The sequence below is a fragment of the Candidatus Pelagibacter sp. HIMB1493 genome, from assembly GCF_052047995.1.
In the GTDB taxonomy this organism is placed as follows: domain Bacteria; phylum Pseudomonadota; class Alphaproteobacteria; order Pelagibacterales; family Pelagibacteraceae; genus Pelagibacter.
Genome location: NZ_JBNAIP010000001.1, coordinates 1,271,953 through 1,287,525 on the forward strand (window position 1 = coordinate 1,271,953; position 15,573 = coordinate 1,287,525).

Annotated in this window: 16 protein-coding genes; 8 read left to right on the forward strand and 8 right to left on the reverse strand. The window is 26.7% G+C overall.

From position 1 onward, the window contains the following. Positions 1-227: 227 nt before the first annotated feature. Entirely contained in the window at positions 228-1,646 is a 1,419-nt protein-coding gene (gene dnaA / locus ACTTBK_RS06780; protein WP_440619269.1) for a chromosomal replication initiator protein DnaA, read from the forward strand. Next, positions 1,636-2,748 (forward strand): DNA polymerase III subunit beta, encoded by a 1,113-nt coding sequence (dnaN, locus tag ACTTBK_RS06785; protein WP_440619270.1) that lies wholly within the window; start codon positions 1,636-1,638, stop codon positions 2,746-2,748. Before dnaA ends, dnaN begins: the two co-directional genes overlap by 11 nt. On the opposite strand, the gene ACTTBK_RS06790 is transcribed toward dnaN, so the two are convergent. From ACTTBK_RS06790 to argH, 4 genes are read right to left on the reverse strand one after another with little or no spacing between them, the layout of a single operon-like run. After that, a complete protein-coding gene (locus tag ACTTBK_RS06790) occupies positions 2,745-3,446 on the reverse strand; it encodes a lysophospholipid acyltransferase family protein (RefSeq protein ID WP_440619271.1) in 702 nt (233 codons plus the stop codon). The genes dnaN and ACTTBK_RS06790 overlap by 4 nt on opposite strands. Positions 3,447-3,457: 11 nt before the next feature. Next, positions 3,458-4,672: a diaminopimelate decarboxylase gene (lysA, locus tag ACTTBK_RS06795; protein ID WP_440619272.1), complete on the reverse strand. Its 1,215-nt coding sequence runs from the start codon at positions 4,670-4,672 to the stop codon at positions 3,458-3,460. Continuing rightward, positions 4,669-4,794: a hypothetical protein gene (locus tag ACTTBK_RS06800; RefSeq protein ID WP_440619274.1), complete on the reverse strand. Its 126-nt coding sequence runs from the start codon at positions 4,792-4,794 to the stop codon at positions 4,669-4,671. Before ACTTBK_RS06800 ends, lysA begins: the two co-directional genes overlap by 4 nt. Further along, the gene (gene argH / locus ACTTBK_RS06805) at positions 4,791-6,182 is read right to left on the reverse strand and encodes an argininosuccinate lyase (protein WP_440619275.1); all 1,392 of its coding nucleotides are present in this window, start codon (positions 6,180-6,182) and stop codon (positions 4,791-4,793) included. Before argH ends, ACTTBK_RS06800 begins: the two co-directional genes overlap by 4 nt. A gap of 24 nt (positions 6,183-6,206) precedes the next feature. On the opposite strand from argH, the gene ACTTBK_RS06810 reads away from it, so the two are divergent. Further along, a complete protein-coding gene (locus ACTTBK_RS06810; RefSeq protein ID WP_440619277.1) occupies positions 6,207-6,716 on the forward strand; it encodes a TlpA family protein disulfide reductase in 510 nt (169 codons plus the stop codon). On the opposite strand, the gene ACTTBK_RS06815 is transcribed toward ACTTBK_RS06810, so the two are convergent. Then, complete coding sequence (locus ACTTBK_RS06815; RefSeq protein ID WP_262590092.1) at positions 6,713-6,916, reverse strand: twin transmembrane helix small protein; 204 nt, start codon at positions 6,914-6,916, stop codon at positions 6,713-6,715. The genes ACTTBK_RS06810 and ACTTBK_RS06815 overlap by 4 nt on opposite strands. 49 nt (positions 6,917-6,965) lie before the next feature. Here ACTTBK_RS06815 and ACTTBK_RS06820 point away from each other — a divergent pair, with 49 nt between their 5' ends. Beyond that, the gene (locus ACTTBK_RS06820; RefSeq protein ID WP_440619278.1) at positions 6,966-7,616 is read left to right on the forward strand and encodes an alpha/beta hydrolase; all 651 of its coding nucleotides are present in this window, start codon (positions 6,966-6,968) and stop codon (positions 7,614-7,616) included. A 47-nt stretch (positions 7,617-7,663) separates the two neighbouring features. Continuing rightward, the gene (locus ACTTBK_RS06825) at positions 7,664-8,233 is read left to right on the forward strand and encodes an HNH endonuclease (RefSeq protein ID WP_440619280.1); all 570 of its coding nucleotides are present in this window, start codon (positions 7,664-7,666) and stop codon (positions 8,231-8,233) included. On the opposite strand, the gene ACTTBK_RS06830 is transcribed toward ACTTBK_RS06825, so the two are convergent. The 3 genes from ACTTBK_RS06830 to ACTTBK_RS06840 are packed head-to-tail and all read right to left on the reverse strand — an operon-like array spanning position 8,230 to position 9,827. Beyond that, entirely contained in the window at positions 8,230-8,763 is a 534-nt protein-coding gene (locus tag ACTTBK_RS06830; RefSeq protein ID WP_262590095.1) for a demethoxyubiquinone hydroxylase family protein, read from the reverse strand. The two genes, ACTTBK_RS06825 and ACTTBK_RS06830, sit on opposite strands and share 4 nt — an antisense overlap. After that, positions 8,747-9,229, reverse strand: coding sequence for a disulfide bond formation protein B (locus ACTTBK_RS06835; protein ID WP_440619282.1), 483 nt, complete (start codon positions 9,227-9,229; stop codon positions 8,747-8,749). The genes ACTTBK_RS06830 and ACTTBK_RS06835 overlap by 17 nt, the downstream gene beginning before the upstream one ends. Then, positions 9,222-9,827: a YqaA family protein gene (locus ACTTBK_RS06840; protein ID WP_440619283.1), complete on the reverse strand. Its 606-nt coding sequence runs from the start codon at positions 9,825-9,827 to the stop codon at positions 9,222-9,224. Before ACTTBK_RS06840 ends, ACTTBK_RS06835 begins: the two co-directional genes overlap by 8 nt. A 208-nt stretch (positions 9,828-10,035) precedes the next feature. On the opposite strand from ACTTBK_RS06840, the gene ACTTBK_RS06845 reads away from it, so the two are divergent. The 3 genes from ACTTBK_RS06845 to ACTTBK_RS06855 all read left to right on the forward strand — a co-directional run bounded on the left by ACTTBK_RS06845 (position 10,036) and on the right by ACTTBK_RS06855 (position 15,552). Next, positions 10,036-11,304 (forward strand): tyrosine-type recombinase/integrase, encoded by a 1,269-nt coding sequence (locus ACTTBK_RS06845; RefSeq protein ID WP_440619284.1) that lies wholly within the window; start codon positions 10,036-10,038, stop codon positions 11,302-11,304. A 71-nt stretch (positions 11,305-11,375) separates the two neighbouring features. Next, a complete protein-coding gene (locus tag ACTTBK_RS06850) occupies positions 11,376-14,744 on the forward strand; it encodes a TM0106 family RecB-like putative nuclease (RefSeq protein WP_440619285.1) in 3,369 nt (1,122 codons plus the stop codon). Further along, positions 14,734-15,552 carry an NUMOD3 domain-containing DNA-binding protein gene (locus ACTTBK_RS06855; RefSeq protein WP_440619286.1) on the forward strand — a complete coding sequence of 273 codons (819 nt, stop codon included), beginning with the start codon at positions 14,734-14,736 and terminating at the stop codon, positions 15,550-15,552. The genes ACTTBK_RS06850 and ACTTBK_RS06855 overlap by 11 nt, the downstream gene beginning before the upstream one ends. Positions 15,553-15,573 lie beyond the last annotated feature (21 nt).

The window sequence follows — 15,573 nt, forward strand, 5'->3', positions numbered from 1 at the left end:
TCTTTGATCTTACACAATACAATCAATGTTTGATTCAATCTGTATTTGATTCAATCAAAAATTTTATTTTTAAGAAAATTTAAAACTAATTTAAAAATTTGTGTCCATAAAAAAAATGATTGTGACAATAAATTCTACAATTGCAGATTTAATTTTTTTTTAATTTTAAATTTAATACTTGTTGCAAAATTTTTTAAATCGTTCTAACTGAGATCTTTCCTTAAGTTATGAATAAATCTTTTACAAATAAAAATATTAATAATTTTGCTTCAGAAGAGATCGATTGGCAACAAATTCAATCTGAAATGAAGAATAAATTAGGTTTGGAAATTTATGAAAGTTGGTTAAAAAAAATATCATTTCTTGAGGAGCATAATAATTATTTACTTTTATCTGTTCCAACTAGATTTATTAGAGATTGGATTACTTCGAGGTATTTAGACCAAATTCTGAAAATAATTAAATTGTATAAAAAAGATATAATTAGAATTGAATTTAAAATTATTGATCAAAAAGTTGATAAGGATTTAAAAGAAACAACAAATATTGAAAATACCCAAAATGAAAATGTTTCATTTATAAAAGACTCGTACCTTCAGTACAACCGAATAGATCCAAACAAACGATTTGATAACTTTATAACTGGATCAAGCAATAAACTTGCATATGAAGCTTCTTTAAAGGTTACAGAAACTATCTCTCATTACAATCCACTCTATATTTATGGTGGTGTAGGAATGGGGAAAACTCACTTATTAAATTCTATTGGTTTTGAGATGAAGAAAAAAAATAAAGTGATGTTCATTTCAGCTGAACGTTTCATGTATCAGTTTGTAAAATCAATTAAATCAAATGATATGGTTAAGTTTAAAGAATATTTTAGAAATACTGATATTTTATTAATAGATGACATCCAGTTTATTAGCGGCAAAGAAGCAATGCAGGAAGAATTTTTTCATACATTCAATGCTTTGTTAGATAAAGGATCACAAATTATAGTATCTGCAGATAGAGCACCTAATAAATTAATGCGTATTCAAGAGAGAATTAAATCCAGATTTTCAGGTGGATTGGTTGTTGACATTCAAAAACCTGATTTAGAATTACGAAAAAAAATAGTTCAAAAAAAAACAGAAGAATTAAACAATTTATATTCGGATCAGCTTCAAGTATCAAAAGATATACAAGATTTTATCAGTAATGAGATTTCAGGAAGTGTTAGAGAATTAGTTGGAGCAGTTAATCGAATAGTGTCTTTTTCAAGAATTTATAACAAAGTTCCAAATTTACCTGAAACTAAAGTGGTATTAAAAGATCTTTTAAATATCTCAGAAAATAAAGTAACAATTGATTTAATACAGACTATTGTGTGTAAGTTTTTTAAGATAAGTAAAAATGAAATGCTTTCTTCAAGAAGATCAAGATATCTTGTAAGACCTCGACAGACTGCAATTTACTTAACTAAAATTTTAACTTCAAAATCATTACCAGAAATAGGTAGAGAATTCTCAAATAGAGATCACACAACAATTATCCATTCTGTTAAAACAATTGAGAAAATCAAAGAAAAAGATCCAGAAATGGTAGATAATATCAATAAACTTAAAAATCAGATATTATACAATAACAAAGAAAATGAAATTTAACGTCAACCAACAAGACCTTCAGCAAGCACTAAATTATTGTCAGGGTGTAATTGAAAAGAGAAGCACGTTACCAATTTTATCTAATATTTTATTAGATGCTAGCAATTCTAAATTAACAATTACTGCTACAGATCTTGATTTAATTTTTATACACCAGCTAAATAATGTTGAAATTCTAGAAGAAGGAAAAACAACAACAACCTCGTCAATTATGTATGACATAATCAGAAAATTAACATCAGGAAAAAAAATTAACCTTAGTCTTACCGATGTAAGTAAATTACAAGTAGAATCGGAAAAATCCATTTTTAATTTGAATTGTATTAGTGCTACCGAGTTCCCATTGACTGATGAAAATTTTAATCAAAATGAATTTATTATAAAATCAAAACAATTACTGAAGCTTCTAAATAAATGTAAGTTTTCTGTCTCAAATGATGAAACTCGACATTATTTAAGTGGTATTTATTTTCACCAAACTGAAGTTGAAGATAAAAATTATTTAACAGCTGTAGCTACTGACAGTCATAGAATGTCGATTTCAAAAATCAGGCTAGATGAAAAAATTGAATTTGACCCTATTATACTTCCAAAAAAAACAATTTTTCAACTTTGTTCACTGTTAGATAGTTATGATGGTGATGTAAAAGTATCAAATCTAAAGTCAAAAATTAAGTTTGAACTAAATAATAGTATTTTAATTTCAAAACTTATCGATGGAAAATTCCCGAATTATATTCAGGTAATTCCTAAAAATAATCAAAAAAAATTAGAAATTGATTTAAAACTTTTCTTAAACTCAGTTGATAGAGTGGCTTCCGTATCTCTAGATAAAAAAGATGGTGTAAAATTTAATTTATCAAATGATACTCTAAATCTTTCGGTAAATAATACTAATAGTGGAGACGGGAAAGAAACATTAAATGTTAAATTTGATCACGACTTAGAAATAAGTTTTAACTCCAGATATTTGATTGATGTGGCTTCACAATTAGATGGTGATAGAGTCGAAATCTTTTTTAATGATATGGGCTCACCAGCTTTAATAAAAGATCCAGGCGATTTTGATAGTATTTATGTTGTGATGCCAATGAAGGGTTAATTTATTAAATCTAATTCTTGATAGATATTTTTTTCTAGAGTTTTTAAAAATTCATTTTTTTCTAGGCCAGCTGAAATAGGTTTTAATATTGATATAGTAATTGTTCTATTACTATTTTTTCCACCTTTTTTTGGCCATACGTAACCAGAGTTTATGGCTACTGGTAAACAATTTATTTTTAATTCTTCATATATCCTTGAGGCTCCTTTTTTAAATGGAGTTCTATCATCAGGTAATACCCTGGTACCTTGAGGAAAAATAATTAATGGACGATTTGATTGTGATATTGTGTTTGAAATATCATTAAAAAAACCCAAATTATCTTTAGTTGTTTTATTTCTATTTATTGAAATTGATCCTATTTTTTTTAAATACCAACCAAATATTGGAATTTGGAGAAGCTCTTTTTTTAAAATAAAAACTGGTGAATTAAAAATAGTTTGCAAATAAAAAGTTTCAAACATTGATTGATGAGATGCAGCAATAAAAAATTTATCCTCTTTGATTATATTTTCTTCACCTTTGATAAGGATTTTTACTGAAAGGATAAACCTTAAGCAAATACTAGTCCAATAGCCCATTAATTTGCCACCAATTAAAACAACTTTTCTTGGTAGAAAGAAAGAAGGTAAAAAAATTATAGAAATAACAATAATTCCAGTAAAAAAAATTATTGAAAATAAAAAGTTTCTTATCATTGTCTCAAAAGCTAGATTATTTCTTTATGCTTTTGTCTTTTTCTAATTATTTTTATTTTATTGTTTTTAATTAGTAATTCTAAGGGCTTTGTTCTTAAGTTATAATTTGAACTCAGCGACATTCCATAAGCTCCTGCGTCACATATTGCAACATAGTCTTTTTCTTGAAGTTCCTGAAAGTTTTTAATAGTTACAAACTTGTCTGTAGTTTCACATATAGGTCCTACAAATTCATAAGTTTTTTTAGAAACTTTTCCAGATTTAATAACAGGTAAAGTTTTGTGAATTGCACCATATAATGCTGGTCTCATTAAATCATTCATTGCTGCATCTAATATAATGAATTTTTTACTTTCACTGTCTTTTATATAAATAACTTTTGTAATTAATGTTCCAGCATTTCCTATTATAGACCGCCCAGGTTCAAATATTATTTTACATTTTTTATTTTTTAAAAATTTCTTAATGGCTAAATTATATTTTTTATAATTAAGTTTTTTACTATCGTCTGTGTATTTAATTCCCATACCACCACCTAAATCGATATATTCAAATTTATGAGATGTTTTTTTCAGAATATTATCAACCACCTTAAGCATTTTTTCATATGGTTTATGATCTAAAATTTGGCTTCCAATATGAACACTTAAACAATTAAGATCAATATTTTTTGAATTTTTACAATAATCAATAATTTCATAAAATGTTTTTTCATTTACACCAAATTTATTTTCTTTCTTACCAGTTGAAATTTGGCTTAATGTTTTGGCATCAGTATTAGGATTTAATCTTAGACCAATTTTTACAATTTTATTTTTAATTTTAGCAACTCTATTTATTTCTTCTATTTCACTTTTAGATTCTGCATTTATTAATAAAATTTTTTTGTCTATTGCATATTTTATTTCATCTGTAGTTTTACCTACTCCCGAAAAAACAATTTTTTTTGGATTAACACCCGCTTTAAGAGCCATCATCATTTCACCAACAGAAACAACATCAGCTCCTAAACCAAATTTTGCTATTTCCTGTATTAAATTTACATTTGTATTTGATTTAACTGCAAAACATATCAATGGTGATATTGATTTAAAATTTTTTTTGAAATTTAATATATTTTCTCTTAACTTTGAATATGAGTAACAATAAGTTGGAGTATTGTACTTTTGAGCAATATCTTGGAAGTAATGTTTATCAATTGAAAGTTTTTTATTTATATATTTCATCTTGTTTTAAATAGAGGATCACATTTCTCCTCTTCTGAACCTGTATAAGTTGGACAATTTTTCTTACCACAAGATACCAGCATAAATGAAATTAAAATTAAAAGTGATATTTTTTTAATCATTTTGTTTTCTTATATTTTATTATCATTTTTCTTATATTATCAAAAGATGTTCCTCCAAAAGATTTTTTTGAATTAATAGAATTTTTTAATTCAAAAATATTTAAAACTTCCTCTGTGAGTTTTGGTTCAATTTTTTTTAGTTCATGTAAAGTCAACTCGTTTAAATTTTTCTTTCTTTTTTCTGCCATGTTCACAATAGCAGCTGTTTTTTGATATGCCTTTCTAAATGACATGTTGTGTTCTTTAACTAAATAATCAGCTAAATCTGTTGCCGTAATATGACCTGTATTAGCAAGTTCAAGCATTTTCTTTTTATTTGCACTGCAATTTTTTAAAACTTCATCAAATATTTTTAAGCAATTTATGAGAGTGTCATTAGAATTAAAAACTAATTCCTTATCATCCTGTAAATCTTTAAAATAGGATAGCGGCAAACCCTTTAGTATAGTTAGCATAGAAAAAAAATTTCCATAAGAAGCACCAGTTTTTCCTCTTAGATATTCCAGAAGATCAGGGTTCTTTTTTTGAGGCATAATTGAAGAGCCTGTAACAACTTTATCTGATAATTTGATTAAGTTAAATCCATCTGAATTCCATATAATTAATTCCTCTGCAATTCTAGAAATATGCATTGAACATACAGAAACAGCATAAAGAAAATCTAGCACAAAGTCTCTATCTGAAACTGTATCTATTGAATTATTGGTTGGTCTTTTAAACCCAAGTTTTTTAGATGTAAAATTTCTATCTATGTTAAATGAAGTGCCTGATAGAGCCGCTACACCCAACGGGCTTTCATCTAAATTATCTAAATTGTTTAAAAATCTTTTTTTATCTCTAGTAAACATTTCCACATAAGCCATTAAATAATGGCCAAATGATATAGCTTGAGCATTTTTAAGATGAGTGAACCCTGGCATAATAGTCTCAACATTTTTTTCAGCCAGTTTAATTGAACTTTTGATTACTTTATCTATATTATTATTAATATCTTTTGTTGCAGTTTTAATCCAAATTTTAAAATCAGTTATTACCTGATCATTTCTTGATCTAGCCGTATGAATGTATCCAGCTTCATCACCAATTATTTGAAATAATCTTTTCTCTATATTCATATGAATGTCTTCATATTTTTTATTAAATTCAAATTTTTTGTGAGTTATTTCTTTATAAATTTTATTTAGACCATAAATAATTTTATTTTTTATTTTAAAGGAAATTATCTTTTGTCTAAAAAGCATTTCAACGTGTGCAATGGATCCTTGGATGTCTTCTTTGTAAAGTCTCTTGTCTATATCAATAGAATTACCAACTTTTTGAAATAAGTTTGACGCTTCCTTTTGTATTCGCGTGTTCCATATTGCTTGGTTGTTTTTATTTTTTGCCATGATATTTAGTTATACCTAATTAATATGAGAATTTTAGCATTATTTATTTTTTTAATTACAACTGTAGAAGCCAGTGATTTACCGAACATTAAAAATATTGTTATTCATAAAGTTCCAAAAACGTATGAAAATGTATTTTTTTTAAATAAGAAAAATGAAAAAATTAAAATTAATGATTTCAAAGGAAAATTGTTAGTTTTAAATTTTTGGGCTACTTGGTGTCCTCCGTGCAAAGAAGAGATGCCTTCATTAGACAATATGCAAGCAAATTCATCACTTAATAATTTAAAAGTTTTTCCTATTAATATTGGGAAAGAAAAACTAAATAAAGTTGAAGAATTTTTTGTGAAATTAGACTTAAAAAATTTGGAACCTTTTTTTGATCCAGAAGTAACTTTAGCTAAAACATTTTCTCTAAGAGGAGTTCCAACATCAATATTTATAAATAAAGAAGGCAAGGAATTTGCTAGGGTTCTTGGTGACATAGACTTTAATGACAAAGATTTTTTAAAGTGGATTGAGAAATATAATTAGTTTTTAAAAAAATATGCGAAAGCTACCAAAACAAGTATGGCCACAAATTGCAGCAGCACTCTAAGCTGCATTAGTTTATTTGAATATTTTTTACTTGTTTCTCCACCTTTAAATAAAGTTCCAATACCCAAAACCAAAACTATTCCAACAGCTATTAAAAGAGCGATAGATAAAATTTTAACTAATATTCCAGAAAACATATTATTATTGTAGTGTGTTTTTAAAAATAAAAAACATAATAAATCATCTATGACATTTTGCCTTAATTCAATCATCATCAAACCAGAAGAAGGAACAGAAATTAAGAATGCGATAATTTTACTTCATGGGTATGGTGGAGATGGAAAAGACATAAGTATGTTAACTTTAAATTGGAAAAGACATTTACCAAATACTATTTTTATTTGTCCTAATGGACATGAAAAATGTGCAATTAATCCATCAGGATATCAATGGTTTGATTTAACCAAAGAAGATCCATCTTATATTCTTGAAGAGTCAATTAAAGCTGAAAATGTTATCAAAAAATTTATTGAGGAAGTTAAAACTGAATACAACTTATCAAATCAACAAATTTGTTTATCAGGCTTTAGCCAGGGATGCATGATGTCTTTGAATGTTGGTCTTACCTCAAATGAAAAATTTTTATGTGTCATAGGATTTTCAGGAAAAATAATAGATCAAATTAATTTGAAAGATAGAATCAAAAATAGCACAGATACATTACTAATACATGGTGATGTCGATCAAATTGTTCCATCAACACATTTACTTGAAGCTAAAGATTTTTTAATTCGAAATAATATTCCTGTTGAAACGTTATTAATAAAAAATTGTGATCATCACATTCCTATCGAGGCATCAAGTACAGCATTAAATTATATTTTAAAAAAAATTTAACATCTGATCATATTGATTATGATGCTAAACTAAGTTAATGTTTTGATGTGAACAACTTTATTGAACAAGATGTATCATTAGAAAAATGTCCTGCATTAGTTCTTAATGCTGATTACAGACCTCTAAGCTATTACCCACTATCATTATGGTCATGGCAAGACACTGTGAAATCAGTTTTTCTTGATAGAGTTATCATTGTAAGTCATTACGATAGAACTATTAGAAGTCCTTCATTTAATATGAAGCTACCAAGTGTTATAGCTTTGAAGGACTATATTGTTCCTCAAACGAAACCAAGTTTTACTAGATTTAATGTTTTTTTAAGAGATAAATTCTCTTGTCAATATTGTGGAAGTAATGAGGAACTTACTTTTGATCATTTGCTTCCAAGATCTAAAGGTGGAGAAACAAATTGGGACAATGTTGTTACAGCTTGTTCAGCTTGCAATGTAAAAAAAGGTGGAAAATTATTAAAAAATTCAGGAATGAAATTGAATCAATATCCATTTAGACCTTCAACAGAAGATTTACATAAAAATGGCAAGAACTTTCCTCCTAACTTTTTACACAAAAGTTGGATGGATTATTTATATTGGGATGTTGAATTAGAAACTTAAATTTTTTCAGAAATATTAATTGCAATTTTAGAACCAGTTTTAATTATTTTATCTAAAATACTATAAGGTCCTTTTTTAGTTGCACCCTTTTCATAAGCGATATCTTTATGATTAAGCTCATCTTCTCTAAATTTTGTAATTTTGTTTTTGAGAAATTTTTCATCTTCATCTAATTGATTAATTTGATTTAAATAGTGTTCATCAATTACTTCCTCTACAGATGCTGTGCATAGCATGGCTGCCTTTTTCCCTAACAAAGTAGAACCAAATCCTAAACCAACACCTAGCAAATCCCACAGTGGTAAAAGTTTTGTAGGAGCAATGTTTCTTTTTTTAATTTCATTTTCAAAGAATTCACTATGTTCCTTTTCATGAATTTTCATATCTTCTATGATTTTTTTCAAATTTTCATCTTTGACAAATGTATTTAAAGCTAACAATTGACCCTCATATATTTTAACTGCTCCACGTTCACCAGCATGATCTACCCTTATAAATTCTTCAATTTTTTTTTTACTTACTTTTGGCATAGTTTAAATAAATTTTTAATGCATTGATTGTAATTAGTATAGAAATTACAATATTGTAAGTTGTAAGTGATAATCCAAAAATTTTAAATGTTACATCTTTGCAGCTAACTTTTTGTTCTTGCAATTGTTTTAAAATTTCTTCTTTGGATGTTACTTCAGAGCCATTTTTTAGGTCACAAACTAGAGATTCCTCGATAAACCCTTGTTCAATACCAAAATGATAAACTGATAAGATAGTAGCTGTTAAAAAAACAATTACCAATAAAACCAAAAATATTTTTTCAAACTGATAAAATTTATAATTCAAGAGTATAATTACTATTGCAATTACATATGGAATTCTCTCTAAGATACAAAGATTGCATGGTTGGTGACCCAAAATATATTCAATAAAGAACGCTGACATTAAAGCAACGAAACTGACTAATAAAATTAGGTTAAGAAACAATGATTTGTTATTAAGCATTAAATTTAAAAATTAAAAATATAATTCCTAATACTATAACTATTAAAATTCCAATTATAGTGAACCATTTTGAACCATGCTTCTCCATGAATTCAGTAAATAAGTCACCAAATTTATAAGATAAATAAGCAACAATAAAAAATCTAAGACTTCTCGAGATTAAACTTACAACAATAAATACAGGTAAACTAAAACCAACAACACCGCTAGCAATAGTGAATGCTTTATAGGGAAGAGGAGTAAATCCTGCTAGAAAAAGAATACTTAGCCAGGCAAAAAAACCTGATCCTTGAGACAAACTTGTCTTCAAATTTTCTACTTTATTTTCATAACCATAAAATTCAATTAAATGAATAGCTAAATCATAAAACAAATAACCTAGTAAATATCCAAAAACTCCGCCTAAAACTGAAAATATAGATGCGATTAAAAATATTTTAAAATATTCTTTTTTTTTAGCAATCACCATAGGAATAATCATTACATCTGGAGGTATAGGAAAAAATGAACTTTCAGTGAAGGAAACAATTCCTAAGTATAATTTTGAACTTTTGTGAGCAGCTAAATTTAAACAATATTTATAAAGACTTTGGAACATTTTTTAGTTTTAATATAATTTTAGTTCTTATACTATTTAATTATAATTTAATATAACGGGCGAATGGCGGAACTGGTAGACGCGCACGACTCAAAACGTGAGTCTAATTATTAATACTCTTTTGTTTGCTTTATTTTTTAAAGACTTTACATTCGTACACTAGTCGTACACTTTCATACAATTATATTTAAAAAGTGTACGAGTTTTTATGACTTATTACAAAGATAACACTCTCTTTAAAAGAAAAGATGGAAGACTTCATGTCTACAAACGTAAAGATAAAAAAAGTGAAAATTGGTATGCGAGAACTTTTATCGATAAGAAACAAATTCAAATAAGCTCAAAAACGTCCAATAAAAAACAAGCAATTAAGATTTTAGAAAAATGGTTTGATAGACTACATTTTAGACTTGCTGAAGGACTACAAGTACATCAATCAACTTTTGAAGATTGTCTTTCATTTTTTTTAAATGAGCTAAAAAATGACATTAGTAGAAGCAAGACTTCAAATAAAAGCATCAAATCCCGTATGAACGTGATTATGAAGTGTAAACCATTAATGAAATCAAAAATTGATGAAATTAGTTATGAGCATTTGAAGAAATTTTTAATATGGAGAAATGAAGAATCTAATAAATTAGGAAAACAGCTAAGTGGAAAAACATTAAGAGGTGATTTAGTTACTATATCTAATTTTTTGAGTTGGAGTGTTGAAAAGGGATATAGAAAAGAGAAATTACAAAAAATAACTACAAAGTTATTAGAAAAGAAATTAAGGAATGAAAGAACACAAAGAGTTCATTTTACAAGACAAGAGTATCAGCACTTACTTAAGACATCTCGTAATAGGATTGCTAAAGCACGAGGAACGAGAGTACAATTTGAAAGAAGTTTATTACATCAATTTATAATATTTATAGCAGGTAGTGGTTTAAGAGTTAATGAATGTTTAAATCTAAAATTTGAAGATGTGAGATTGATCGACAAACATCAAGTCAAACCTAATTTAAAAAAATCATTTAGTAATAATTTTTATAACCGTTTGGAGAGGTATTATACAATTAACAACGCATTTGGAAAAAAACAAAGAGCTAACAGTAATATTGGAATGGGTTCGTGTTATTTTGCTATTGAAGAAATAATGAAACTTTATCAAAAAAATAAAGTTAAAATTTCTCCTTCAACAAAAATTTTTAAAAATAAGAGTTTTAGAGAAGGGCTTAATAGTTTGTTATTGGACGCAGGTTTAAAAACTAAAAAAATTGGAAATGAATTTGTTAAAAGAGATTCAAAAAGTTTCAGACACACTTACATTTTATTTCAAATTCAGAATGGAGTTAGTGCTACCGATATTGCTAAAAATTTAGATACATCAACAGATATGATTGACAAATTCTATACAGCCAATGTTCAGACAGACGAACTAATTGGTAGATTAACTAGAATTAATAGGTCTCAAATTAAAATTGTTTCTTAATAACTTTGAATATTACAGAATTTTAAAAAATAGACTTGTTCAATCAATAATGATCAAGTTACATTAGACAAATGAAAAACCTCTACTCACCATCAATGTTAAAAAGCTATTTGAGCTGTAAATACACAATCTTTAATGAAATAAATGAAAAGAAGTTAAATCTAAAGAAAATAGAATTATCTAAAAATGATCAATTAAGATTAGAAAAAGGAAATCTACACGAAAAAAACTATCTAAAAGAACTTAAGAAAAAATATAAAAAAGTAATAGATTTAAAAAATTCTAAACTCTCAAAAGAAGAAAAAGTTCCTAAAACAATACAAGCCATGAAAGAAGGTTGGGAGGTTATTCATGGTGGTTATTTACAAAGAGATAAGTGGCGTGGAGAGTTTGATTTCTTGATTATCAATAAAGATCTTAAATCAAAGTTTGGTGATTATAGTTATGAAGTAATAGATACAAAAAACTCAAACAAACCAAAACCTGATCATATTATTCAACTGGGTATGTACACATATATGTTAGAGAAAACTCAAGGAGTATTACCTAAAAGATTCACTGTTGTACTGAAAGATATGATTGAAGAAAATGTACAAGTCAATCAAGTTAATAAATTTTTTAAAACTCATAGAGAAAATTATGAAAAATTTATATCAAATGGAATTGATAAAACTAAACCAGAAAAATGTAGTTTCTGTAAAGTTTGTTCATGGCAGGAAGAGTGTGAAAAGATATGGATAAAGGAAGATAACCTAAATCAAGTTGGTGGTTTAACAAAAGTTCATTTAAAAAAATTATTACAATTAAAAATAGATACTGCTAGCAAATTATCAAAACAAGATCCTAAAAAGAATCTTAAAGGTTTTAGAGAAGAAATTTCATATAAATTGATTACTCAAGCCAAACTTCAAAAAGAATATGAAAAAACTAATGTTCCAATTCATCAACCAAATCCAAGAAATTTAGATGGAAAAAAAGGTTTTAATTTATTACCAGAGCCCTCAGCTTGTGATTTGTATTTTGACATAGAAAGTGTCGAAGATCACATTTATCCAGGCGGTTTAGAATATCTATTAGGTATTTATTATATAGAGGATGATAAAGAAAAATTTAAAGCTCTATGGTCTCACAATAAAGAAGAGGAAAAACAAAATGTAATAAATTTCTTTGAGTTCACCAAGTCACATTTTGAAAAATATCCATCTTCTAAAATCTACCATTATGGATCTTATGAAATAACAGCTTTATTAAAATTAACATCCTTACATAAAGTAAAAGGTATTGAGTATGATCATTATATGAACCTAGATAAGTTCGTAAATTTATTAAACGTAAATACTCAAGGACTGTTTATTTCTGAGAATAGTTATTCATTAAAAAATGTTGAAAAATTTTATAATTTTAAAAGAGAAGGAGATGTACAAAAAGGTGATGTTTCTCAAGAGTATTATAGTGAATGGGTTGAAACCCAGAATCAAAAATATTTAGATGAAATAGAAAGCTATAATAAACAAGATTGTAGATCTACATATGAACTCCATAGATGGCTTTTAAATATTAAGCCCAAAGAGACTTCATGGTTTACTTCTCAAAAAGAAGATAACGAAATGAATTTAAGAGATTGGGAAGTAGATATGCTTGCGTATCAAGATAAAGTTGAAAAATCTAAGATTAAAAATTCTCAAATTAAACAACTAATGGCTGATATAATTGGATTTTATAATAGAGAAGACAAACCTGCTTGGCGTGAATTTTTTGATAGACGAACAAAATCAGATGAAGAATTAATTGATGATCCAGAATGTATAGGCGACATGAAATTAAATGGAAAACCTACTCCAGAAAAAAGATCATTAATTTATTCTTATAAGTTTGAAGATCAAGATTTCAAATTAAGAAAAAGTAAAAGAGCAATTATCGCAAATAACCAAGATATCGAACAAAAAGATAATGCGGGAACAATTATAGATATTGATTATAAAACAAAAGAAGTTCTTTTAAAAAGAGGAACAGCATCTGGTATGCTGCCCTATGTTCTTTCCATTGGTCCAGATAAACCTAGAGCAAATAATAAATTAATCTCAAATACCTATAAGTTTATTGATAGTTTGATTAATGAAGAAAAAAAATATCATGCGTTAAATAATTTTTTAGAAAAAAAACATCCAAAAATTAAAGGTATAAAAACTGGTGATAAATTAATTTCTTCAGAGCAGTTTGATAAAGAAATACCTAAAATTATACTAAATTTAGAAAATAGTTATCTTTACATACAAGGACCTCCCGGAACTGGAAAAACTTATCAAGCAGCAAATGCGATTATTGAATTATTAAAACAAAATAAAAAAATTGCGATCACAGGACTATCTCACAAAGTAATTCATAATCTACTCCAAAGAATAGAGGATATGGCGATTGAGAAACAATTTGAATTCAAGGGATATAAAAGAGGAACTTTAGAAGACGAAGATACAGTATTTAATGGTGAGTATATAAAGACTTATGAAAAAGATCCTGTTTTTATGGACGCCCTAAAAGAGTCGGATGTTGGACAAATTTATGCTGGAACAAAATATCATTTAGCAAGTACTTTTTATGATGAGAAAATTGATTATCTATTTATAGATGAAGCTGGACAAGTTAGTTTGGCAGATTTGATAAGTATTGGAACTGTAGCAAAAAATATAATTTTAATTGGTGATCAAAATCAACTTGGGCAACCGATTAAAGGAAGTCACCCCAATGAATCTGGTCAATCTATATTAGATTATTTATTAGAGGGAAAAGACACTATTCCTGAAGATAGAGGTATCTTTTTAAATAAAACATATAGGCTTAATTCTAAATTGAATAACTTTATTTCATCAAATTTTTATGAAGAGAGATTAATTAGTGATGAAAGAACAGACAAAAGATTAATTAAATTTAATAAAAAGTCAAAAATCCAAGATACCGGAATTCATTATATTGAAATGAATCATACAAATAATGTTCAAACCAGCATTGAGGAATTTGAAGTTATTAGAGATCTTATGAAAGAAATGATTGGTCTTGAGTTTGATGACCAAGGAAAGATAAGAAAATTAGCTGTAGATGATTTTTTAATTATCAGTCCATATAATACTCAGGTTAATTTACTCATTTCAAAATTAGAAGAGTCTAAAATAGAGAATCCAAGAGTTGGAACTATTGATAAGTTTCAAGGCCAGGAAGCACCTGTAACAATAATTTCAATGACTTCCTCAGATAGCGATTCATTACCTAGAAATAAAGAATTTTTTTTTAGTAGAAACAGATTAAATGTTGCCATCTCTAGAGCACAAGTTGTCTCAATAATATTATTTAATCCAAATTTATTAGATAGTTCACCAAAAAATTTAAATCATATAAAATTAATGAATAATTTTTTTAAATTTTTAGATTATAAAAATGAAAACTAATGAGTTTAATAAAGTAAAACCGTACACATATTTTATTTCAAGAAAATCAGATGGAAAAAAATATCATGGGGTAAGATATAGAAATAAAGTTTCTCCCATTAATGATTTTGGAATTAAATATTTTGGAAGTAGTAAATCAAATATTTGTAGTGAATTTAAAAAAAATCCTCAAAATTTTACTTTTAGATTAGGTTGGACTTTTGACACTGAAAAAGAAGCAATCCAGTATGAAACTAAAGTAAATAAAAAAATATACAAAAAAGAAGATTGGGCTAATAAAGCAGCATTTCCAGCAATACATATGGATAATGAGGTAATAGCAAATATCTCAAAAGCATTAAAAGGAACTCGAATAGGAAAAAAAAATAATTTTTATGGAAAAAAACATTCAAAAAAAACAAAAAAAATAATTTCTTTGACTAAAAAAAATATGAATCTGAAATTGACTGACTATCAAAAAAAAAGAATTACAGAGTCAAATAAAACAAGGATTTATAGCAAGACTACACTTCAAAAAATCTCTCTAATTAACAAAGGAAGAAAATGGTCAAAAGCTGTTAGGAAAAGAATGTCAGCTGGTTCTATAGGTAAAATTTTATCTAAGGAGACAAAAAAGAAAATATCGAAGAAGGTTAAAGGCAAAAATAACCCAATGTTTGGAAAAACACATTCAGAGGAAGCTAGAAAAAAAATATCACTGTCAAAAAAAGGAAGAATTCCTTGGAACAAAGGCAAAAGTTACAAAACAGGGAGAATACCTTGGAATAAAGGTAAGAGTTATACAATAACTAAAAAAACCAAAAATTGATTAGGTTATAAGATAAATGAA